At 63.6% G+C, this 21,036-nt stretch carries 19 protein-coding genes and 1 other RNA gene; 4 read left to right on the top strand and 16 right to left on the bottom strand.

What is annotated here, in order from left to right:
* Positions 1-253 precede the first annotated feature (253 nt).
* A complete protein-coding gene (gene gap / locus FIU88_RS16605) occupies positions 254-1,258 on the top strand; it encodes a type I glyceraldehyde-3-phosphate dehydrogenase (protein ID WP_016855854.1) in 1,005 nt (334 codons plus the stop codon).
* A 90-nt stretch (positions 1,259-1,348) separates the two neighbouring features.
* On the opposite strand, the gene FIU88_RS16600 is transcribed toward gap, so the two are convergent.
* From FIU88_RS16600 to smpB, 15 genes are all read right to left on the bottom strand, one after another.
* A complete protein-coding gene (locus FIU88_RS16600) occupies positions 1,349-2,092 on the bottom strand; it encodes a M15 family metallopeptidase (RefSeq protein ID WP_172977731.1) in 744 nt (247 codons plus the stop codon).
* 598 nt (positions 2,093-2,690) lie between these two features.
* Positions 2,691-5,897, bottom strand: a complete 3,207-nt coding sequence (locus FIU88_RS16595; RefSeq protein ID WP_152479918.1) for a type I restriction endonuclease subunit R — start codon at positions 5,895-5,897, stop codon at positions 2,691-2,693.
* 66 nt (positions 5,898-5,963) lie between these two features.
* Positions 5,964-6,863, bottom strand: coding sequence for an Abi family protein (locus FIU88_RS16590; protein ID WP_152479917.1), 900 nt, complete (start codon positions 6,861-6,863; stop codon positions 5,964-5,966).
* Between the two features lie 64 nt (positions 6,864-6,927).
* The gene (locus tag FIU88_RS16585) at positions 6,928-7,920 is read right to left on the bottom strand and encodes a GIY-YIG nuclease family protein (RefSeq protein WP_253742597.1); all 993 of its coding nucleotides are present in this window, start codon (positions 7,918-7,920) and stop codon (positions 6,928-6,930) included.
* Positions 7,917-9,254 carry a restriction endonuclease subunit S gene (locus FIU88_RS16580; protein WP_152479916.1) on the bottom strand — a complete coding sequence of 446 codons (1,338 nt, stop codon included), beginning with the start codon at positions 9,252-9,254 and terminating at the stop codon, positions 7,917-7,919. The genes FIU88_RS16585 and FIU88_RS16580 overlap by 4 nt, the downstream gene beginning before the upstream one ends.
* The gene (locus FIU88_RS16575; RefSeq protein WP_152479915.1) at positions 9,251-11,230 is read right to left on the bottom strand and encodes a class I SAM-dependent DNA methyltransferase; all 1,980 of its coding nucleotides are present in this window, start codon (positions 11,228-11,230) and stop codon (positions 9,251-9,253) included. The genes FIU88_RS16580 and FIU88_RS16575 overlap by 4 nt, the downstream gene beginning before the upstream one ends.
* Positions 11,231-11,356: 126 nt before the next feature.
* The gene (locus FIU88_RS16570) at positions 11,357-11,866 is read right to left on the bottom strand and encodes a helix-turn-helix domain-containing protein (protein ID WP_172977730.1); all 510 of its coding nucleotides are present in this window, start codon (positions 11,864-11,866) and stop codon (positions 11,357-11,359) included.
* A gap of 160 nt (positions 11,867-12,026) precedes the next feature.
* Positions 12,027-12,533, bottom strand: coding sequence for a hypothetical protein (locus FIU88_RS16565; RefSeq protein ID WP_152479913.1), 507 nt, complete (start codon positions 12,531-12,533; stop codon positions 12,027-12,029).
* A 170-nt stretch (positions 12,534-12,703) separates the two neighbouring features.
* Positions 12,704-14,635, bottom strand: coding sequence for a DUF927 domain-containing protein (locus tag FIU88_RS16560; protein ID WP_152479912.1), 1,932 nt, complete (start codon positions 14,633-14,635; stop codon positions 12,704-12,706).
* The gene (locus tag FIU88_RS16555) at positions 14,625-15,575 is read right to left on the bottom strand and encodes a toprim domain-containing protein (protein WP_152479911.1); all 951 of its coding nucleotides are present in this window, start codon (positions 15,573-15,575) and stop codon (positions 14,625-14,627) included. Before FIU88_RS16555 ends, FIU88_RS16560 begins: the two co-directional genes overlap by 11 nt.
* Positions 15,576-15,581: 6 nt before the next feature.
* Entirely contained in the window at positions 15,582-15,845 is a 264-nt protein-coding gene (locus FIU88_RS16550; RefSeq protein ID WP_016854007.1) for an AlpA family transcriptional regulator, read from the bottom strand.
* A gap of 103 nt (positions 15,846-15,948) precedes the next feature.
* Positions 15,949-16,605 (bottom strand): hypothetical protein, encoded by a 657-nt coding sequence (locus FIU88_RS16545; protein ID WP_152479910.1) that lies wholly within the window; start codon positions 16,603-16,605, stop codon positions 15,949-15,951.
* A 115-nt stretch (positions 16,606-16,720) separates the two neighbouring features.
* Entirely contained in the window at positions 16,721-17,947 is a 1,227-nt protein-coding gene (locus FIU88_RS16540; protein ID WP_016854005.1) for an integrase arm-type DNA-binding domain-containing protein, read from the bottom strand.
* Positions 17,948-18,230: 283 nt separating this feature from the next.
* Positions 18,231-18,609, bottom strand: a transfer-messenger RNA (tmRNA) gene (gene ssrA, locus FIU88_RS16535).
* A 42-nt stretch (positions 18,610-18,651) separates the two neighbouring features.
* Positions 18,652-19,143, bottom strand: coding sequence for an SsrA-binding protein SmpB (smpB, locus tag FIU88_RS16530; RefSeq protein WP_016854004.1), 492 nt, complete (start codon positions 19,141-19,143; stop codon positions 18,652-18,654).
* 129 nt (positions 19,144-19,272) lie between these two features.
* On the opposite strand from smpB, the gene FIU88_RS16525 reads away from it, so the two are divergent.
* Complete coding sequence (locus tag FIU88_RS16525; RefSeq protein ID WP_016854003.1) at positions 19,273-19,716, top strand: type II toxin-antitoxin system RatA family toxin; 444 nt, start codon at positions 19,273-19,275, stop codon at positions 19,714-19,716.
* Between the two features lies 1 nt (position 19,717).
* Positions 19,718-20,017: an RnfH family protein gene (locus tag FIU88_RS16520; protein WP_152479909.1), complete on the top strand. Its 300-nt coding sequence runs from the start codon at positions 19,718-19,720 to the stop codon at positions 20,015-20,017.
* A 12-nt stretch (positions 20,018-20,029) separates the two neighbouring features.
* Here FIU88_RS16520 and FIU88_RS16515 read toward each other — a convergent pair whose 3' ends face one another.
* Positions 20,030-20,452 (bottom strand): outer membrane protein assembly factor BamE, encoded by a 423-nt coding sequence (locus FIU88_RS16515; protein ID WP_016854001.1) that lies wholly within the window; start codon positions 20,450-20,452, stop codon positions 20,030-20,032.
* A 72-nt stretch (positions 20,453-20,524) separates the two neighbouring features.
* On the opposite strand from FIU88_RS16515, the gene fur reads away from it, so the two are divergent.
* Complete coding sequence (fur, locus tag FIU88_RS16510) at positions 20,525-20,971, top strand: ferric iron uptake transcriptional regulator (RefSeq protein ID WP_016854000.1); 447 nt, start codon at positions 20,525-20,527, stop codon at positions 20,969-20,971.
* Positions 20,972-21,036 lie beyond the last annotated feature (65 nt).

Below are 21,036 nucleotides of genomic sequence, written 5' to 3'. Positions count from 1 at the left end.
CGATCCGGGGGCGGTCTCGGCGGCCTTTTTTCCTTTAAACCCTTATGGGGAGAGATTTTAACTGGGTGCCGGGAGAGTGACGAGAGGCTTTGTGTTGTAAAATTACGAAAAACCACTTGTCTCGGACGCCATCCTGTTCCACATTGGGCGGCAGACGAGCCTTCGGGTCGCCCGCGAGGCGGTGAGTGCCGCTTCTCCGGCTCGACACGCTCCCATCCGACAAGTCGGTCACAGGTTTCGAGAGGATCCCGCCATGACGCTCAAGATCGCCATCAACGGTTTCGGTCGTATCGGTCGCAACGTGTTTCGTGCCCTGTACGAGGGTGGCTATCGCGACCGGGTGCAGGTCGTCGCCATCAACGACCTGGGTGATCCGGCCCTCAACGCCCACCTGCTGCGCCACGACACCGTGCACGGCCACTTCCCGTTCGAGGTCTCCCACGACGAGAGCAGCCTGACGGTCGACGGCGATCGCATCGAGATCAGCTCCGAGCGTGACCCGGCCCAGCTGCCCTGGGAGCGTCTGGGCGTGGACCTGGTGATGGAGTGCACCGGCCTGTTCACCAAGCGCGCCGATGCCGGCAAGCACCTCGAGGCCGGCGCCGGCCGTGTGCTGGTGTCCGCCCCGAGCCCGGACGCCGACGCCACCGTGGTCTTCGGTGTCAACGAGAGCGTGCTGACCGCGGAGCACAAGGTGGTGTCCAACGCCTCCTGCACCACCAACTGCCTGGCCCCGGTGGCCAAGGTGCTGAACGAGACGGTGGGCATCGAGAACGGCCTGATGACCACGGTGCACGCCTACACCAACGATCAGAACCTGTCCGACGTCTACCACACGGACCCCTACCGGGCCCGCAGCGCCACGCATTCCATGATTCCGACCAAGACCGGTGCCGCCGCGGCGGTGGGACTGGTGCTGCCGGAACTGGATGGCAAGCTCGACGGCCTGGCGGTGCGCGTGCCGGTGATCAACGTCTCGCTGGTGGACCTGACCTTCACCGCGGGCCGCGATACCACCAAGGAAGAGATCAACGCCATCGTCGCCGAGGCGGCCCAGGCGTCACCGGTGCTGGCGGTCAACGCCCAGCCGCTGGTGTCCATCGACTTCAACCATGACGCCAACTCCTCCACCTTCGACAGCAATCACACCCGCGTGACCAACGGTCGCCTGGTGAAGGTCATGGCCTGGTACGACAACGAGTGGGGCTTTTCCAACCGCATGCTGGATACCGCCCTGGCGATGCACGCCGCGGCCTGATCCCGCCAGCGTAAGCGCCGCGCCGAACGACGCCGGGCCACGCGAGTGGCCCGGCGTCGTCGTGTCTGGCCGTGGGAAGGCGGGGTGGCGCTAGACGCCGCGCCGCCAGCGGCTCTCCAGCGTTACCGGCCGGGTGGCGCCGTAGCGGGCGGCGGGATGGTCGCCGTAGTGGGCCCACAGCGGATCGCCGAGGTCGAAGTGCCACCACTCGCTCGGCAGGTTGGTGAAGCCCTCGGCGGCCATGGCGTGATACAGCAGGCGGCGATGGTCGCGGGCGCGGCGCTCGGCGTCGTCGGGTGCGCCCAGGCGTTCCAGCGCGGCGCTGTGGGAGGCCGGCACGGCCTCGTCGAACAGCGTGCCCATCTCCAGCGGCAGGCCGTCGGCATCGCACAGGGTGACGTCCACGGCGCCGCCGGTCAGGTGCGGGCTCGGCGCCTCCGGCGACTGGCTCGGCAGGGCGACGAATTCCCGGGTGCGCGCCGCCAGGGTCTCGGCATCGAGTTCCGGGTGGCGCGCCCGGATCGTCTCCTGCAGCGTGTCGAAGAGGTACTGCTGCACCCGCCACGGGCGCCAGCCGTCCATCACCAGCAGGCTGAGGCCCTCCGGCAGGGCGCGGGCCACCGCCAGCAGTCGGCGATACACGCCCTCGCGCACGTAGCATTCGTGGACGGCGCCGGGAATGCCGAGGCGGGCGTAGACGGGATAGGCACGCAGCGGCGCGGGCGCCAGGCTGACCGGCACCAGCGGCTCATCGCACTCGACGATCGGGCGGCGCTCGACGGCGGCCCAGTCGGGCTCGGGGCGTTCGGGGATGGGCGGAAGATGATCGGCCATGCGGGGCTCGCGTCCGGCGGGGGAGGCTTCATCATATCGCAGCGGATCGTGCCGTCAGCAAGCCGAGATCTATACGCGATATCCCGTCAGCACTGGCCCGCTGGAACGGCATCGTATGAGTCGGCAGGTTATGGAGATGCCCAAACGAAAAACGCCACCCGTGGAGGGAGGCCTTTCTCTGAGCTTGGTAGAGGCGGCGGGGATCGACTCGGGTCGTCGAGAGAGGGCCGACACCGTGTCGGCGACGCCTGGCTCTTCTAAAACGCAAAACGCCGCCCGGGTGGGTGGCTCTTCTCTGGTGTTGGTGGAGGCGGCGGGATCGACTCCGGGGCGTCGAGAGAGGGCCGACACCGTGTCGGCGGGCTGGGGATACGCAAACGAAAAAGGCCACCCGTGGAGGGTGGCCTTTCTCTGAGTTTGGTGGAGGCGGCGTCTCTATAAAAGTTATCGTTATGCATTGTTTTTATTGATAAAAAATGGGTCATTTTATTTTTATGCCCCCAAAAATGCCCCCATTGAAGGGGCCTTGCCCTGATTATCAACAAGGCGGTGAGACCTCTAAAAACAGCCCGCTCACATAGGGCTGAGTATAGAAGCATCACGCCGATGCTCGCTCCCGCCCCGCCAACAGCTTGAGGATCAGCAGCGCGAACTCCCGCCCGGTCTTCTCGTCCTCCAACAGCGGCGTCGAGAGCTTCTCCTGGTCACTCATGGCATCCATGACCGCGTCTTCGACTTTCTTGGGGAAGAGGCCGTGCATGATCTGAGCCTCGTCGTGATGGCGGATCTGGGCCATCACCGATTCGTCGCGCTCGATGCGATCGGCGATGCCGTTGGCGAAGTGCAGCTTGTCGTCGTCGCTGACCTCGGCGCCGAAGAGGTCGTTCAGCTTGTCGATGATCTCGTCCAGGCGCTTCTTCTCGGGGTCGTGGGGCTTGCCGGAGCCGACCTCGCTGATCGGCTGCAGGCCGTAGTCGCCCTGCTCCTCTTCCAGGCGCAGCTGGTGTTCGGCGCGCTTGGTCAGACGGTAGTGGGTCAGCTCCAGCTCGCTGACGTCGATGGTGTCCTCATCGAGGCGTTCCATCTTCAGCAGTGGTTGCAGGTGCCGGGCGAACACGCACAGCTGCTCCAGTTCGCGGTCGTCGAAGTGCACGATCTGCGACAGGAACTCATAGGTGCGCACGAAGCTCGCGAGGTTCTTGCGGAACAGGTCGAGCTCGTCGCGCGTGGTGCCGGCGTCCTTCAGCTCCTGATCGGCGCGGTGCACGCCGGCCTGATCGCCGTGCTGCTCGGCCTGCGTCCTTGCCGCCTGCCAGGTCTGGATCTGATCGACGATAGCCTTGTAGCGCGTGGTGAAGCGCTCCTTGGCCGGCTTGCAGTAGAAGCTCAGCTTGCTGGCCGGGGCCTTGGGATCGAAGAAGCCGGTGGCGAAGGCCTCGACTTCCTCCCAGTGGTAGATCCCGCTGGCGTCCAGGGCCTGCTGCAGGTCATAGACCACGTTGGCGTCGGAGACGTCGGCCAGCTCGGCCTTGCGGTAGTAGGGGGCGAATGCGGCCAGGATCTCCTCGGGATCGTTGAAGAAGTCGAGGATAAAGGTCTCCTTGCCCGGGAAGATGCGGTTGAGCCGTGACAGGGTCTGCACGCAGTCCACGCCCTGCAGCTTCTTGTCCACGTACATGGCACACAGCTTGGGCTGGTCGAAGCCGGTCTGGTACTTGTTGGCCGCGATCATGACGTTGTAATCGTCGGTGTCGAAGGCCTCGGCCAGGTCGCGCCCCTTGAGCCCCGGGTTGAGCTTGGCACTGGTCTCGGTGACCTCCTCCTCGATCACGCCATCCGGCAGCACGCTGCCCGAGAAGGCGACCAGCGGGTGTACGTCCCGGTAGCCCTTCTCCTTCACGTACTGTCGCATCGCGAGGGCATAGCGCACCGCCTCCTGGCGGCTGGCGGTGACCACCATGGCCTTGGCCTGGCCGTCCAGCAGATGCTTCACGTTGGCCCGGTAGTGCTCGACGATCACCTCGACCTTCTGGCCGATGTTGTGGGGGTGTAGCCGCACCCACTTGGCCAGGGTGCGCGAGGCCTTCTTGGCGTCCACCTCCTGGTCGTCGCCGTCCGGGTGGGCGAGCTTCCAGGCGGTGCTGTAGGTGGTATAGCGCTCCAGTACGTCGAGGATGAAGCCCTCCTCGATGGCCTGGCGCATCGAGTACAGGTGGAAGGGTTCGGGCCTGTTATCGCTGCTGGGCGGCAGCTCGGGATCGGGCGTTCGACCGAACAGCTCCAGGGTCTTGGCCTTTGGGGTGGCGGTGAAGGCGTAGTAGCTGATCTTCTCGCTTGGCTTGCGCGCGCTCACGGCGGCGTCCATCAGCGCCTCGGCACTCACTTCCTCGTCGTCGCCTTCGGTAGCCTCACCGGCCGCCGCCAGCAGCGCCTTGAGCTTGCTGGCCGAGGAGCCGGTCTGGGAGGAGTGCGCCTCGTCGGCGATCACTGCATAGCTGCCCTCGGCCAGCTGGGGGCGCTTGTCGAGGGCATCGAACAGCGCCGGGAAGGTCTGGATGGTGACGATGATGATGCGGGTGTTCGAGGCCAGTGCCGCCGCCAGCTGCTCGGACTTGCTCTGGTTGCCAATGTCGCGGGTGATGGGGCACACCACCCCATGGGCATGCTCGAACTGGTAGATGGTGTCCTGCAGCTGGCTGTCGAGCACGGTGCGGTCGGTGACCACGATCACCGAGTTGAACTGCTTCTGGCCATCCTCGTCGTAGAGGTTGGCCAGCTGGTGGGCCGCCCAGGCGATGGAGTTAGACTTGCCCGACCCGGCGCTGTGCTGCACCAGGTAGCGGCGCCCCGGCCCCTCGTGACGGGTGGTCTCGACCAGCCGGTTGACCACGTCCCACTGGTGGAAGCGGGGGAAGATCAGCGTCTCCTTGGTCTGGCGGCGGCCATCAAAGTCCTCCTTGATGACCTGCTCCAGGTGCAGGAAGCGCCCGAGGATCTTCAGCCAGGCATCGGGCTGGAAGACCCGGTCCCACAGGTAGGCGGTGGCGTAGGTGGCGTCATCGGGCGCCGGTGGGTTGCCGGCTCCGCCCTCCTCGGTGCCCTGGTTGAAGGGCAGGAAAAAGGTGTCCTTGCCGGCAAGCCGGGTGGTCATCGCCACCTCGTCCTGGCTGACCGCGAAGTGCACCAGGGCGCCGCGTTTGAAGGTCAGCAGCGGCTCGGGCTTGCGGGTCACGGGGTCCTTGATCGGCCGATCGTCGCGGTACTGCCGCTTGGCGTTCTCGACCGACTGCTTGAAGGCGCTCTTGAGCTCCAGGGTGGCCACCGGCAGGCCGTTGACGAACAGCACCAGGTCGAGGCGCGGGTTATAGCTCTTCCCTGCCCCCTGTGCCGCCTCAGAGCCGCTCTCACGGGCATGGGGCGAATAGGAGACCTCGGGTACCACCCGCAACCGGTTCGCCCGGTAGCGGGCCTGGGCGTCCGGGTTCATGCCGTGATCGGGCTTGAAGCTGCACAGCTCGATCCGATTGCCCGGCACCTTGAAGCCATGGCGCAACACCTCGAGGGTGCCGACGCGCTCCAGCTGGCGCACTACCGCCTTGATCAGCGTCGTCTCGGGGTCCTTGGGGTGGGCCTTGGCGAACTTGTCCCAGCGCTCTGGGTAGGCCTCCTGGAAGTAGCCGACCAGGTCATCGGGATAGACGGCATTGACCCGGTCATAGCCGCTGGCCTGGCCCACTCGCCAGCCACCGACCGCCATGGCATCGATGATGTCCTGCTGAAACTGCGCTTCCCTGCTGTCCGCCATGCTTGCTCCCTGCTGTTGGCTATGCTTTTTCCCCAAGCCTACAGCGGCGAGTATGAAACCAGAAGATCAGATGGAGCGCGGCTGCCACAGGCGAAGGGTACGCCAATCATCGGGAAACCCCATCGCAGAGGTATCCACGGCATGCTGATCAATCAGCTGAATCAGCCGCTCTCGCCAGTGATGATGTGGGTTGATCGCGTCCATCAGATACACCATCAGGGTGAGGGTGTTGTAGATGTTCCTGTTGTCGCCGTCGTACAGGCTGTCGACCAGGGCCTGGGGGCGTTTCTTGGGTAGCTTGGGGAGCAGGGTGAACTCCCGGTTCCACAGTCGGGCATGGTGGGCGCAGAGGTTGCGCACCGTGCTCAGGTGATGCAATACCGAGCAGAGGACGCTCTCGTCGAAGTCATACTCACGCGCCACGGCATTGCGATCCCGGCGCCGGCGCGTGTTGGCATACCACTGCGAGAGCTGGCCGAAGGTCATCACCTCCACCAGCGCCCAGATCGGCGGCAGGGGCTCGTCGTATTTCTCGCGCAGGTGGCGAATGAAGGTCTCCTGACTGCGCTGCACCTCTTTTTCCAGCGAATGGCAGCGCTCGTCGTAGCGCCAGGCCGGCTTGAACAGCGACCTGTCGAGATGGCAATGCGGGCCATGGGTATGAGCCATGTGATAGGCCCAGTCGGTCCTGATCGAGACTTCGATCCGCTCGATGGCATCCATGACCAGCAGCCGGAACTCCCGATCGAAGATGTAGAGGTTCAGGACGTCGTCCAGGGTGGTGCCGGGCTTGAAGCGATGCGTCTGATGGTCGGCCTCGAAGGGGAGCCAGTAGGCGCCGAGGCGATAGTAGTTGAGGTGTCGCAGGTAGTGGAGGGCCCGCTGGCGATCCGGGACCGTCAGGCCGCGCTGGATCATCAGGTCGAGCTGGGCATCGTGGGTCAGCGGGGGCTTGTCGAACCGCAAGGCCAGGCTCCAGAAAAAAGTAACCCCCCAAGGTGCGCTTCAGTGAGAGGCGTGGGGGGTGTTGTTACGAAGTAGTATAGAGAGACGAACGGCGGTCGCCAAGCCCCTCTGGGGCGTCAGCCACCGTCGTATCCTGATCGCCGGCGGCGGCACTGACCTGCTGATCCTGCCAGGCGGCGTAGGTCTGGCCATTACCCTCGACCTTCCAGTGCTCTCGGCCATTGGCACTGCGACCGGAGACGACGGCGGCCGCGGCGCTAGGGCTCGAGAAGGCGTAGTCGGTGGCGAAACGTCTCAGCCCCTGTTCGGCCTCCACGAGCACCCCATCGTCACAGAGCTGATGGAAAAGGCTCTGGTAGCCACCATCTTTTCCCGTCCAGCTGCCCCGGGCCAGGGAGCCCTGCAGCACGTAGAACTCGCCGTCGATCTCCTGGCCATGGGCCTTGATGCCAAACCGGGGCACCTCGGCCACGAAGCGCGGCGAGGGCTGGCGCTTGGGCTCGGCTGGCTCGGGTGCCGCGCTGGAAGGCATCGGCCGATCACGCAGGAAATCGAGCCCCAGCACCGGCAGCACGGTGCGGATCTGTTCCAGGAAGAAGGCCATGTCGGCGCGGTCGGCCTCGGGCAGGCCGATGTATTCGTGAGCGGTGCCGTTGATCAGCCGGCTGCGGCCGACCTCGCCGGCGTTCTGGATCAGCAGGCTCTCCAGGTACTTTACATGGGCCTTGGTCAGGTTCTGGTCCTTGCTGGTGACTAGGCAGACCTTCTCCCAGAAGTCCTTGCCGCCCTTCTCCTCGGGGCGGTTGTGCTGCTTCAGGCGCGTCGCCACGTCGTCGCTCTCGCCGATGTAGACCAGCGGGCGCAGGCTGTTCTCGGGGTCCGGCCCGATCAGGAAGTAGATCCCGGTGCGGCCGCACTCCGGGCGCTGCACCAGCTCACTCAGTTTGCTGCGTGGCCCGGTGAGCACATGTCCAGTCCAGTTCATGATCTCGGCGGTGAGCAGGCCGTTGGGCGTGCCGTCCACCAGGAACAGCCGGATGCTGCGTCCCTGCGTCATACCGCCTCCATGCGGGCTTCTTGATCAGCTGGCGCCGAATCGGCTGGCGGCGTCCAGCCCCGCACGTCGATCTTGCCGGTGACGGCGGCCGAGATCAGGGCAGAGCGGCGTTCTTGGAGAAGCTTGATAAGATTTTTTGCTTGATCAGTAAGAGTATCAAGTTTTAATGATTCTCTCTCGCAGAAGTCAGCAATATCTTTCTGCTCTCTAAAAGGAGGAACAACCACTTGGTACGGAGACATCTGATCTGCAGAAAGCTGAGCTATTGCAGATTTCCCCTCGGAAAAAGCAAGCAAAGAATTGATCAAGTATGTGTAATATTTGGATGAAACACCCTTCTCAGGAACAAGAACCAAAAGGCGAATAATTGCCTCGAACTCCTCATCTCTAAAAATGGCGAACCCAACATCTCCTCTACCTGTAACCGTCAAAGATCCAGCCGGAAACGAGGGGCTGCTTGTATAGCCATAAACATAGCTACTGTCTGTTGCATTAGTGTATATTGGGAACTGAAAATCACCGTGCTTTTCTACTGAAAACAACTCAGCTTTCAGGTCTCCACCTGCTTTTATATGAAAAAGTCTAGCAATTTTCGTAATAGCCCAGTGGTGTGGTATCCGTCCAAACCACTCCACCCCGGAGTCCTTCATCGGCACATCGGGGTCAAGACCCTTGGTCACGGCATGAGAGATCACCGCCTGGCGTTTCTCCTTGAGCAGCGCGATCAGGCGCTGCTGCTCCTCCACCAATGCATCGATGCGGGCTGTCTCGTGGTCAAGGAAGGCTGAGATTTTCTTCTGCTCATTGAGAGGCGGCATGCATAAGTAAAATCCAGCAATCTGCTCGAAATTCAAACCTTCCCGAGCAGCTCCCGTTTGGCTGACTTTCACCTGTTCCTTTGTTGAAGGGGCCTTCATCGACCAAGCAGCCCAACTAGAAAATTCCGCTGCCTTATCCAGCCTTATTACGCAGACATGCTGGTTTACGTTTGCTCTGCCAAAGCCAGCAGGGACTAGGCAGCTTCGACCAATCGAGGCTCCAGTAATGTTGATCAAGACATCAAGTGGCCTCACACGAGACCAAGCCATTTCTCTATCAGTTTCTTCATCAATGTAAACGATGTCATCCAACCACAAGCCATTATCATGGACATTTTGGCTGCGAATGAAAGGCACGCCTTTGGAGACATACGCTGTAGCGCCTCCAGAAGGCGTCTTACCGCTACCTATCCGGTTTGTGATGTACGATAGTTTCGTAACCTCCCAATGCGTAGGCACTTCGCCTAACCATTCGACGCCGGAGTCCCTGTACTCGGGGTATTGCGGAAAGCTCATGCCGACAGCTCCTCGATCATCTGCTTGATCCTGTCGGTGCAGGCCTTGAGGTCGGCGTCGATGGCCTCCAAGGGGCGCGGCGGCTCGAACGTGTAGAAGTGACGGTTGAAGGGGATCTCGAAGCCGACGATGCCGATGCGGCCGTCCAGTTCGTCGCGCTTGTCCTCGTCGATCCAGGCATCGGGCACGTGGGGCTTCACCTCGCGCGCGAAGTAGTCGAACACCGACTCGTCCAGCGGCACGTTCTCGTTATCACGCAGGCCGCCGTCGGGCTCGGGTTTGCCCTTCTTGTCGGTGCAGATGTCGGCCTCACTGTCGCGCTCGGAGAGGGCGCTGAGGATGGCCTTGAGGACCGGTGCGCCAACCTTGAGGCCGGTGGGCTTAAGCGCGGCCTTCAGATCCTTCGTGAAGGCGTCCCGGTTGGTGTAGCAGTGCTCGGCGTCCAAGCTGGCGCAGGCGGCGCGGAGGGCCACTCTGTCGGCCTCAGGGAGCTTCTGCAGGGCCTTCTCGTCGTCGAGCCTGGCCAAACGCTCGGAACTCGCCTGGAAGTTGAGGCGCAGGGGGCGCTCGACGGTGATGCGCCGGTAGCCGAAGGCCTCTACCGGGAAGATCTTGCTCTCCTCGGTCTCCTGAAAGGCGCCGTAGCACCGCACGATCTCGTCGATGTCGCGGTCGGTCACGTACTGGCGCTTGCTGCCCAGCGACTTGCGCATCTTGGCGTAGCGCGCGATGGCGTTGATCAGCTGCACCTTGCCGCGGCGCTCGGCCGGCTTGTGGTTGGAGAGCACCCACACGTAGGTGGCGATGCCGGTGTTGTAGAACATGTCCGTGGGCAGGGCGACGATCGCCTCGACCAGGTCGTGCTGCAGCAGGTAGCGACGGATCTCGGACTCGCCGCTGCCGGCCCCGCCGGTGAACAGCGGCGAGCCGTTGAGGATGATGCCGATCCGCGAGCCGCCGTCCTTGGGGCTGCGCATCTTGCTGACCAGGTGCATCAGGAACAGCAGCGAGCCGTCGGAGACGCGCGGCAGGCCCGGGCCGAAGCGGCCGTCGAAGCCCTTCTGCTTGTGCTCGTCGGTGACCTGTTTCTGGACCTTCTTCCACTCGACCCCGAACGGCGGGTTGGCGAGCATGAAGTCGAAGCGCTCGGCGGGCAGCTGGTCGTCGGAGAGGGTGTTGCCGAGCTTGATCTGGGCCACGTCCTGGCCCTTGATCAGCATGTCGGCCTTGCAGATGGCGTAGGACTCCGGGTTCAGCTCCTGGCCGTGCAGCGACACCGTGACCCGGTCGCTGACCTGCTGGATGTACTCGTCGCTCTCGGAGAGGAAGCCGCCGGTGCCCGCCGTGGGGTCGTAGACGGTGGCGATGCGGTGCGGGCGCAGGGTCTCGTCCTGGCCGGTCAGCACCAGCGAGGTGGTCAGGTGCACGATGTCGCGGGGCGTGAAGTGTTCCCCGGCGGTCTCGTTGGAGCTCTCGGCGAACTTGCGGATCAGCTCCTCGAAGATCACCCCCATGCCGTGGTTGCTGATTCGCGCCGGGCTCAGGTCGATGCTGGCGACCCGCTGCACCACCTGGTAGAGCAGGTCGTTGGCGGCCAGCTGCTGGACGAAGTCCTCGAAGTGGAAGTGATCGAAGATCTCGCGGGCGTCCTGGCTGAAGGCCTGCACGTAGCTCATCAGGTCGTCGGCGGTCTGGGTATCGGACAGCGTGCCCAGCGTCAGCGGGGAGGCGTTGAAGAACTGCTGCTCGGACGCCCGCAACAACAGCTTCTCACGCACCGCCTCGGGCTTGGCCTGGTGCTCCTGAGCACCGGCCAGCACCGCCGCCTTGGTCGGCGCCAGCACGCACTCCAGGCGCCGCAACAGGGTGAACGGCAGGATCACCCGCCCATACTGGGACTGCTTGAAATCGCCGCGCAGCAGGTCCGCGACGGACCAGATGAAGGCCGCCGTCTGAGAATGGCTGTCCGTGTTCACGATGCTTCCCCGCGTTGGTGAATCCGATAGTGTTGATTGCGGCCATCATACACAGCGAAGCGGAGTGAGGGGCAGGGGCAGGCCACCACCATTCCGGCCTGCCCTCCCTTTCATCGACAGCGGGTATCAATACCCCTCGGGGGCAACCTCGGCCATCAGCTCAGCGAAGCTCTTCAGCTCATCGCTAGGGGCATCGTTCAGGTTATAGGCCTGCCGCTCCAGGCGGATGGCCTTGGCCAGGGCCTCGAGGCCGCTGTTGAGACTGCGCCCGAACCGATCGAAGTTCTCCTCAGTAATGGGCATCATCGCCAAGGAATTCGCCAGGCGCTCGGAGATCGCTCGCCATCTGGCAATGGCCTGACGATGCTCGAGCAGGAGCAAGACCGCTTCGTCACTGGCCGCCTCGATGACGTCGCAATCCTCGGACTGCGCGATTCCACTGCGCGAAGGCTCGCGACTTAGCTTAATACGCGTAGCCTCGCGCACGGGCTCGGTCAGGTCACGCTGCCAGCCCTCGGCCTTAGCCTTGCTACGGATGGTCGATTCGGGGATGCCGTGCTTGGCGGCGAGATGGCGGATGGAGAGCTGGCCGACGCGGTAGTCGCGCTGGCAGGCCTCCCAATCGTGCTTGCTCATGATGCGATCCTCCCGGATGGCGTGATGAGAATGTCCAAAGTTACCGTAGGACTGAAGGTGCACCGACATGAGCGTAACTGTCGGGGAGCATCATCAGCCATCAGTCATCAATAGGCGTAACGAATAGCTGTTGGCAGACAGCTCTCAGGGTTGCTCTAGTTTACATTGTCGCCCCTCTCAGCATCGCATTAGCAGCCCTCCTGCCGGCATTGGCGCGGCGGTGGGCCTGGGGCTCGGCATATGCCGCTGCCGCCCATGCTTCGACATACTGGCGGGCCAGTTTGTCGGCCTCGACTTCGGGCCGGCCCGTCAGACGGTGCAGCAGGTAACACCAGTCATCCGGCACCAGCTCGCAGTGGCGGGCAACATAGGTCATCCAGGGCGGCTCAACGTCGCTTGATGCTGCCGCCAGGGCTTCGATTGGCGGTGGCGCGGGGTAAGCCGGCCAAACCGCCTTGGCAGCCTCCACAGCAGCGGAATCCCCCAGCAGGTGACCAGCATGCCGGCGGGCGTCATCAACATCGAGTGCTACTTCGAAGGCGTCATCTACCACGGTCAACAGCTCGGCCCGCACCTGCTGACTCAGAGGCACTAGTGTCTCGCGTAGGAGATGCGTAAGCTTGGGCCCAAGGTCGCGCCCCGCATCGGCCAGGGCGGCAAGCAGCATCTCGATCTCACGCTCTTGTCCTACTTCGCGTTGCTCTGCCTGCTTGTCGTGCTGTCCCACCTGTCCCATGCGTCCCGACGGCTCAACCGCGGGGGTGTGTGGCGGGACGCGTGGGGGACAGGGGGTGTCCCGCGGCGTCCCAGCGAAGGCGCGATAAACGTCTTCCAGGCTCATGCCAGTCCCTCCTCACTCTCACTTGGGCGGACCGCATATAGGCGGCGGCGGTTGCCGTTGATCCGCACGCGCACGGACCGCGCGCCAGCATCGCGTTCGACGAGCCAGCCGGCCGTCTCAAGGGCTTCGGTACCGCGCTTAAGGTCGAAGCCACCCAGCGCCTCGATCAGCCCCTCGCTATTGAACAGGTAGGTGCGACCCTTAGTATCTTCACGCCACCAGCCGGCCCGGTTGTAGACCGTCGGGGTACGGGCCGGGTCGCTCTCGACGCTGCTGAAACGGGAATCGCCATGTCGCTCGATGAAGCCGGACACGTTGGCCAAAATCTGCTCATGCTCGGACCTGACGCCGCCCTGCCCGGCAGCCCAGGCGTGGAATGCCTGGATAGCGGCGGCCATCGCCTCGCCTTCCTGCCATCCCGTCAATCCGAACTCAGTGGCCAGCTCACCGGCCAGGCCGATCAGCGCCAGCACCTTGGCGGCCCGACCGTGGAGTGATCGCGTTGTGGCGAAGCCAGGTAGTTGTGCGAAGCGATCCACTTCAGCTGCCAGGTCGCGTTTCTCGGCCACCAGCCGCTCGATGAACGCCGGCCCAAGGTGGCCATAATGGCGAGTCACCTCGCTTTTCAGGTGATCCGCGAAGGCGCGACCATTGGCCAGGTGGTGCAGGTAGTCGAACGCCCCGTGGCGACGCCTGGCGGGGATGTCTAGCAGCCGGACGGCCTGCCCGGCATGAGGGCGCTTTCCGGACTCTGTCATGTGGGCAGCCAGGGTGCGCTCGCCGCTGCTTAGCAGCGCGACGCGCCAGCGATTGGGGAGACGGGCACTGCCACTGCGGTTGGCGCGGGCCTTGCCAGTGCCGTTGCCCAAGGCATAGACGGTGGCGCCAATCTCGCGGCCATCGGCCTCGCCGATCTCGTCGAGTATCAACGCCGTATCGCTCAGGGCGGCGGCTACACCCTCCAACCCATTGCTGGTGGCGCGCCAGGTGCGCTTGAAGTCGGGCCCGCCCCACACGCTCGCCGCGACCTCCAGCAGAGTGGTCTTGCCGTTGGATGAATCGCCCACCAGATGAATGCCGGCGGCCTGGCGGTGCGTCAGGTTCAGCAGCGGACCTGCCAGGGCCGTGGACACGGCTAGCACCATCAGCGGGTTGCCGCTGCAAAGTCGTCCAATTTGCTCTTGCCAGCTCGCCAGACTGCCGGCGGTGGTGAAGTGATCCTGAGTGGAGCTCTCGCTCTGGAAGATGATGCGGTTCGCCAACTCGCCCTGGGCAATGGTGCACCGGGGCATGACGAATGCCCGCCTCTCATCCATCTGATGCCAGCCCACGCGCGTCGCCGCCACCACTACCTCATCAGGCACCTGCTTCGCCGCCCACTGATTCAGCTCCTTGAAAGCATCGGGCTCGATGCGAACGCCCATGTCCAGCAGCTCGCCGCGCATCTCTTCACCGCTACCCTTCAGCAGCCGCAACGGCATCGCCCACTGACGCCACGGGCCATACAACGGCTTGAGGCGAAGCAGAAGCCCGTGGTTGTTGCCGCGTTCATCGTGGGTGGCGGCCAGGCACTCAATGGGGGTGCATACGCGCTTTTCGAAGGGCTCGGCGTCTCCACCACCCCGGGGGTAGCGCTGCCCGTGAAAGTAAATCCCCGGCGGCCCGAACTGGGTAGGGGTCAGATAGCAGGCGAAAGAAGGCCTGCTGGGCGCCTTGGCCTGGGTTGGCTCGGCCGCGCTAGGGTCCTCCTCGCGGGCGATGGGACACAACGGGACTAAAGGCGTCTCGGTAGTGTCCCGGTTGGAAGCCGCGTCATTGCTGGGCTGGGACACTGGGGTCAAGTGGGACACGTCCGGCGGCGTATTGGCAGACTCAGGCGAGTCCGGCTGCCAGATGGCGGTCTCGGAGTCGCGGTACTCACTCACCATGGTCACCTCCCAGCCGGCAAAGGCGCACGTCGGCAAAGTCGGTGCAGGTCTTGCAGCCCTGGCAGAACCTCGGCATCAGCAACCTGGCGTCGATGGCCAGTGCAGCATGTCGGGCAGCGACTCTTCCCTTGTTGGTGAGCCCCCGGGCCGGCAGATGGCGATCATCATCACCACAGATGGTGATGTCAGCATCGGGGAGCCGCTGGCGCAGGTGACGAGCGACCGGGGTCAGGTTGTCGGCGTTGCGCGCGACCACGACCGGGCAGCCCATGGCGTCATGCAAGACGGCGGCGGTACTCCAGCCCTCGGCCACCAGCAGGCGCTCGGCGCCAGCCAGGCGGCCGATCAGGCTTGCCACGCCTCTTACGCGACCTCCCGCCAGGGTGCGCTTGCTGCCGTCGGGGAAAATGCGCTCCAGGTTGACCAGCTCCCCATCGTGGTACATCGGCATCAGCAGCATCTCGCCGCGCTGGCGCAGGTTGTGGGACGGCAGCCGCTTGCGCTCCAGGTAGGGGTGGGCCGGATCAGCGGGGCGGGCCTCGGTCCACCAGCGACGTGCCTTATCGGCTACCTGCGCCTCTCGCTGCTGGCGCTCACGATCACGTCGATCGCGGTCGCGCATGGCGTCCAGACGAGCCCGGGCTGCGGCCTCGGGATCAGCGGGGCCATGCAGCGTCACAAACTCAGAAATGCCCGAGTGCCAAAAGCCAAAGCTCGCCGCCTGAGGGCTATGGATGCGATACCAGCCGTTGGCGTTGCCCTTGGGCTTATCGGGCGCGTCGAACCGCTCAAAACGACCTGAAGCCTTGGGCACCAAGATCACGCCATGGGCAGCCAATGCGTCAGCCAATGCGGCCTCGATGGTGCTATACACTGGGCGCTTTGCGGTATGGGGCCGGCCCTTTGCTGGCGGCTGGGCCTTTCTCGTTTCGGGCTGCATGGATTACTACTCCTTCGCCTCACGGCGATGGTGAGTGGGAGAGCGCTTTAGTAGGTCTTCCCTAGTCAGCTCACGCCTGGGCCCCTTCCTGGACTCAATACGCTCCTCGATCCAATCATTGATCTCGGACTCGATCCAGGCGACGGCGCGAGGGCCCACCGGTACCGGGGCTGGGAAGTTGCCAGCGTTAATAAGGCGGTGGAGGGTGGAATTCGAGATGGCGCAGCGGCGCAGCACCTCGGGGCGGCGGAGTAGAATGGTCTTGGTCATGCTTGGTTCCTCGCGGAAGGATTGCACGACCAAGGCTAGGAGGAGGCAAATGCCCGAAAAATGGGCGCCCGTACGAAAAAGGGGGGTTTCCGTACGGGAGGAGTTATTTTCTGGGTGGGCGCCCCGGCTTTACAGCGTAGTCCGGCGCCACTTCACGAATCAGCTCCCTGATCTTAGGGGCTGAACTAGGCCAATACCTCCGTGGACCTTCATTACCTTGGTTCTGCTGTCTCTTGACCTCTTTCCTGACAGTATCGAGTACCCGTTTGACCACCTCTCCAATACGGAGCTCCTTGGCATGGTCCTGCTCCCATACCTGGCGGGCGCAATTCTTTATCCATTGGCGTCCACGTTCGCGCTCTGCCCCGACCTTCCTCAAGGGTATCTGCCGTTCCTCATTGGAAATGTAATGCCTGTAAAGCTCCTTGTAGTCCCTTGAGTCCGGCATGGTCAGCTTGCCGTACAGGTATCCAAGTGCCAGTAGGAAGTGGCCTTTGCTCATTGGAGCAAGCTCTTCCTTGGAAACTTGTGCTTGGACTTTTCGCACCATCTCCATGCACATGTCGGTGGCATACCCGGCAGCTGTCGAGGTGCTGTCATCGCTGGATGCCAACACCTTTTGGAGCTCATCTATCATCTGGTTGAGTAGGTCTTTGCCATTGAGCATGTCTCCCTCGCTATTGACGAGGCGAAGTTGGGGAACGGTGCTTGTATGTTGTTCTGGCACTTTCAGCCCAAGCCGCTGGTCATCGTTTGGCATAAGCGTGACTCCTTGCGCGCTCAAGAAAAGATGGCTGACGGGTATGGTGGATTTGCCATGCTTTCGGGTGATCCACCGGAGTCAGCACAATGGGGTGTGGCGTTTTCCGCGTATCTCAGTCGGAGCGGATCGGCGCCACGCTATCGGCGCCTTCTCGAAGGGCGTCCAAGTAATTGGCCCAGCTTTGCAGCATCTCTCGGCGCTGTTCCAGATGTGAGGTCCGATTGTAGGCACGACCGTTACTGTCCTTCACGGCGTGCGCCAGTTGCTGCTCGATGTAGTGCTCTGGGTAATTCAGCCGCTCGGCCAGGATCGTGCGGGCCATTGCCCTAAAGCCGTGTGCTGTCATCTTGCCCTTGAATCCCATCTGGTCCAGCGCGGCCTTGATGGTGTTGTTGCTCATCGGGCGCTTGCTGCTACGGACGCCGGGAAAGACGTACTCGGCTCGTCCGGTCAGTCCATGAAGGTAGTGTAGGATCGCCACGGCCTGAGTCGACAGTGGCACGATGTGGGCTTGCCCCGTCTTGCTGGCATGGAAGGTCCATGTGGCTTCCTCCAGGTCGATGTCGCTCCATCGGGCCTGGCGCAGCTCGCCGGGACGGGTGAAGACCAGGGGCGCCAGCTTCAGCGCGGCGATGGTGACGGGCTGGCCGCCATAGCCCTCGATTGCTCGCAGTAGGCCGACGACCTCCTTGGGGTCAGTTACGGCGGCATAGTGCTTGGTCTTGTGGGGGCGCAGGGCACCGCGCAGATCGGGCGTTGGGTCGCGCTCGACGCGCCCGGTGGAGATGCCATAGCGGAATACCTGGCCGCACAGCGTCTTCACGCGGTGGGCGGTCTCGATGTGGCCGCGCTCCTCGATGCGGCGCAGGCACCCCAGTAGCTCGGGCGGAGTGATCTCGGAGATGGGCCGCTTGCCGATGGACGGGAAGGCGTCACGCTCCAGGCGCCGCTTGTTTCGCTGGTAGTGGGCGGGCACCACGTTGTGCTGGTGAACCTTCTCCAGCCACTCGATGGCCACGGCCATGAAGGTATTGGCGGCGGCCTCCTCGCCTTGCTGGCGGGCGATGCGCTTGGCGGCGCTCGGGTCGATGCCTTGGGCAAGCTGGCGCTTGGCCTCGTCGCGGGCCTCACGCGCAGCCACCAGGGAGGTGTCGGGATAGACGCCGATGGCCAGCCGCTTCTCCTTGCCGGCGTGGCGATACTTCAGCCTCCAGTATTTGCTCCCGCTGGGGGATACCTCCAGGTACAGGCCGCCGCCATCGGCCATCTTGAATGCCTTGTCTCTCGGCTTGGCCATCTTCACGGCGGTAGCGGACAGCTTATTGAACTGGCGGCTCATTGGGGGCACCTCGGGGCGGTGATCGCCTTATGCCCCCTTTCGGCGGCGCCAGATGCCCCCAAGGGTAGGGGTAGACTGTCGGCCAGCCAGGCGCCGGATGGCGCGGTTTCTGGCAGGTTTGGGGGCATCAGGGTATCGGCTTCAGCGATGTGCCCCCAGATATGCCCCCTTCAGTGGGGGCATGTCAAGGAATGCTATGGAACGTCCTGAAACAAGAAAGGGGCCCGGAGGCCCCTGTTCATGCGGTTTCTGGCGTGTTGCGGAATGTCCTGAAACCTAGATTTGGTGGAGGCGGCGGGAATCGAACCCGCGTCCGCCGACACTCGCCCATCGGCTCTACATGCTTAGTTCCGTCATTTGATTTAACGTCGCTGGCTCCGACGGGCAGGATCCAGAAACGCGATTCCTCTAAGATTTAACGGTTGACGCGAGGACAAGGCCAACCGCGATCCCATCAATCTGAGCTCGTGCCCTTTGGTGATGAATGGGCACATCACCGCCGGGTAGGACTAGAAGCTAGCGGCGTTTAAGCTGCCAGCGCGCCCTGAGCGTAGTTGTCGTCGTTTGCGACTATTTAATCGTGATGTTGGATTTACGAGATACATCACGCTCTCGGCATGCACCTCAGGGGTTGTCATCGGCGTCGAAGCCATGTCGCCCCCAAAACGTGGCCATCTTATCAGGATGGTCGAAGTTATGACACCTCAGCCGCGGTTTTGTTCGCGCATGATGCGGCCCTTCTGGCGCTGCCAGTCGCGGTCCTTCTCGGTGGCTCGCTTGTCGTGCAGCTTCTTGCCCGAGACCAGCGCCAGCTCGCACTTCACCTTGTTGCCCTTCCAGTACAGCTTGAGCGGCACGCAGGTGTGCCCCTTGTCCTGGGTGCGCGAGAAGATCCTGGCGATCTCCTTCTTGTGCAGCAGCAGCTTGCGCGTGCGGGTCGGGTCGGCGACCTCGTGGGTGCTGGTGGTGTTGAGCGGCGTCACGTGGCTGCCCAGCAGCCAGGCCTCGCCGTTCTTGACCAGGATGTAGGTGTCGGTGAGCTGTGCCTTGCCGGCACGCAGGCTCTTCACCTCCCAGCCGGCCAGCGACAGGCCGGCCTCGAAGGTCTCGTTGATGTGGTACTCGAAGCGCGCCTTCTTGTTCAGCGCGATGGCGTTGCTGCCAGGACCCTTGCCTTTACCTTTATTGCTGGCCATGGAACCTCGTGTCTGTGCTTGCCGGTGGCGGCCTGCCCCCTCCGATATGGGGGGAAGCGTGATACCATTCAAGGCCGAAATAACCGCTCATGATACGCCCTGGGCCCCTTGAAGTCAGCGGAGAGGTCAATGCCAACGGTCAATCGGTCCGCCCTGGTGCGGCACACCCCCCAGGAGATGTTCGATCTGGTCAACGATTTCGAACGCTACCCGGAATTCCTGCCGGGTTGTCGTCGGGCGCGTCTGATCGAACGGGATGACGCGCACCTGGTCGGCGAGATGACCCTGGGGCGCGCCGGCATCGAGCAGAGCTTCACCACCCGCAACGACCTGCACGAGCCCGACCGCATCGAGCTGTCGCTGGTCGACGGCCCCTTCAAGCGGCTGCGCGGTCGCTGGCAGTTCCTGCCGATGGGCGACGGCGCCTGCAAGGTGAGCCTGGAGATGGAGTTCGAGTTCGCCAACCGCCTGCTGGGCATGGCCTTCGGCAAGCTCTTCCAGCAGGTCGCGGGCCAGCTGGTGGACTCCTTCACCCGTCGCGCCGACGATCTCTACGGTCGGGGCCGTTACTGAGATGCTGCGCGTCGAGGTGGCCTTCGCCCTGCCGCAGCGTCAGCGCATCGTCGAGCTGACGGTGCCCGAGGGGACCACGGCCCGGGAGGCCGTGGCCCGGGCCGGGCTCGAGGCGCTCTTTCCCGAGGTGTCGGCCGAGACCTTCCGTGAGGCCGATCTCGGCATCTTCGGCAAGGCGCTGCGCGACCCCGAGGCCCGCGTGCTCGAGGAGGGCGACCGCGTGGAGGTCTATCGTCCGCTCGAGCTCGACCCCAAGGCAGCGCGGGCGGCCAGGGCCGCCCGCGCATCGCGCTCTTCCTGAGGCCTTTCTCGGCTATTCCTCGTTCGGCACCACATTGAAGAGGTTGCCGCGCGAGCCGTCGGCCTCGCCGGACGGGCCGATGCCCTGCTTGGAGATCAGCGCCGGCGGTTGGGAGAAATCGCCCTCGTGCTCGACGGAGGCCAGGCGATTTCCCTCGAAGGTCAGCGTCAGGCGGCGCTGTTCGATGTCGCCGTAGGCCTCGTCCAGGCGATAGACGTAGTCCCACTGGTTGGCATCGAAGGGCGCCTCGAGCAGCGGGCTGCCCATCAGGTCGATGACCTGCTGGCGCGTCATGCCGGCGTGCAGCTGTTCGGTCATTGCCGGGGTCACCAGGTTGCCCTGGGCCAGGTCGCGCTTGTAGACGCCGAAGTAGCTGCAGCCGCTGACCAGCGTCAGGGCGACGGAAAGGGTGACAATTCTGCTCAGCTTTTGCATTTGCGGCCGTTCTTCACTATCGTGGTTTCGGTCGATCATAACCGACCCTACCCGATACTGCGAAGAGCAACCATGGCCGACCAGAACCATGAACTGCGCAAGGCCGGTCTCAAAGTGACCCTGCCGCGCGTCAAGATCCTGCATATCCTCGAGAATGCCACCAATCAGCATCATCTGAGCGCCGAGGACGTCTACAAGACGCTGCTCGACTCCGGTGAGGACGTGGGTCTCGCGACCGTCTATCGGGTGCTGACTCAGTTCGAGTCCGCGGGCCTGGTGACGCGCCACAACTTCGATGGCGGCCACGCGGTCTTCGAGCTGACCCAGGAAGAGCACCACGATCACATGGTGTGCCTGGACAGCGGCGAGATCGTCGAGTTCTTCGACGAGACCATCGAGCGCCGCCAGCAGGAGATCGCCGAGGAGAACGGCTACGAGCTCGTCGATCACGCGCTGGTGCTCTACGTTCGCCCGAAGGGGTCCAAGGCGACCCGCCAGGAGCTGAACCTGAAGAAGTAAGCGCCGGCGACCGCCACCGAACAGCGAACGGCCCCGATCCATCGGATCGGGGCCGTTTTCGTTTG

Source organism: Halomonas sp. THAF12 (genome assembly GCF_009363675.1).
Lineage (GTDB): Bacteria > Pseudomonadota > Gammaproteobacteria > Pseudomonadales > Halomonadaceae > Halomonas > Halomonas smyrnensis.
This window is presented reverse-complemented; position numbering and strand designations above follow the sequence as displayed.